Consider the following 1,079-nt stretch of genomic DNA (forward strand, 5'->3'; position numbering starts at 1 on the left):
TCTTCCATCGCGATCGGCGCGATCAGCGACACCGTCATCTTGACGTTGTCGCCCGGCATCACCATTTCCACGCCTTCCGGCAGGTCACAGGCACCGGTCACGTCGGTGGTACGGAAGTAGAACTGCGGGCGATAGCCGTTGAAGAACGGGGTATGACGACCGCCCTCTTCCTTCGACAGCACGTACACCTCCGCTTCGAACTTGGTGTGCGGCTTGATCGAACCCGGCTTGCACAGCACCTGGCCGCGCTCGACTTCGTCACGCTTGGTGCCGCGCAGCAGCACGCCAACGTTGTCACCCGCCTGACCCTGATCCAGCAGCTTGCGGAACATTTCCACGCCGGTCACGGTGGTCTTCAGGGTGTCCTTGATGCCGACGATTTCGATTTCGTCGCCCACCTTGACGATGCCGCGCTCCACACGACCGGTCACCACGGTGCCGCGGCCGGAGATGGAGAACACGTCTTCCACCGGCATCAGGAACGCGCCGTCTACCGCACGCTCCGGCTCCGGAATGTAGCTGTCCAGCGCTTCGACCAGCTTGTCGATCGACGGCATGCCGATCTCCGACTCGTCGCCTTCCAGCGCCTTCAGCGCCGAACCGGTGATGATCGGGGTGTCGTCGCCCGGGAAGTCGTACTGGCTCAGGAGATCGCGCACTTCCATCTCCACCAGCTCCAGCAGCTCCGGATCGTCGACCATGTCGGCCTTGTTCATGTACACCACGATGTACGGCACACCCACCTGGCGGGCCAGCAGGATGTGTTCGCGCGTCTGCGGCATCGGGCCGTCAGCCGCCGACACCACCAGGATCGCGCCGTCCATCTGCGCCGCACCCGTGATCATGTTCTTCACGTAGTCGGCGTGACCGGGGCAGTCCACGTGAGCGTAGTGGCGCTTGTCCGACTCGTACTCCACGTGCGAGGTCGCGATCGTGATACCACGCGCCTTCTCTTCCGGCGCATTGTCGATCTGGTCGTAAGCCTTCTGCTCACCACCAAACTTCTTCGCCTGCGTTACCGTCAAAGCCGCCGTCAGCGTGGTCTTGCCATGGTCAACGTGACCAATCGTGCCGACGTT

The 1,079-nt window shown here is 62.8% G+C and carries 1 protein-coding gene; it reads right to left on the reverse strand.

The window, feature by feature from the left end:
• On the reverse strand, window positions 1-1,079 hold a 1,079-nt coding region (tuf, locus tag HUJ28_00165), incomplete at both ends, for an elongation factor Tu (GenBank protein ID MBD3617877.1).

The sequence above is a fragment of the Chromatiales bacterium genome (genome assembly GCA_014762505.1).
In the GTDB taxonomy this organism is placed as follows: Bacteria; Pseudomonadota; Gammaproteobacteria; order SpSt-1174; family SpSt-1174; genus SpSt-1174.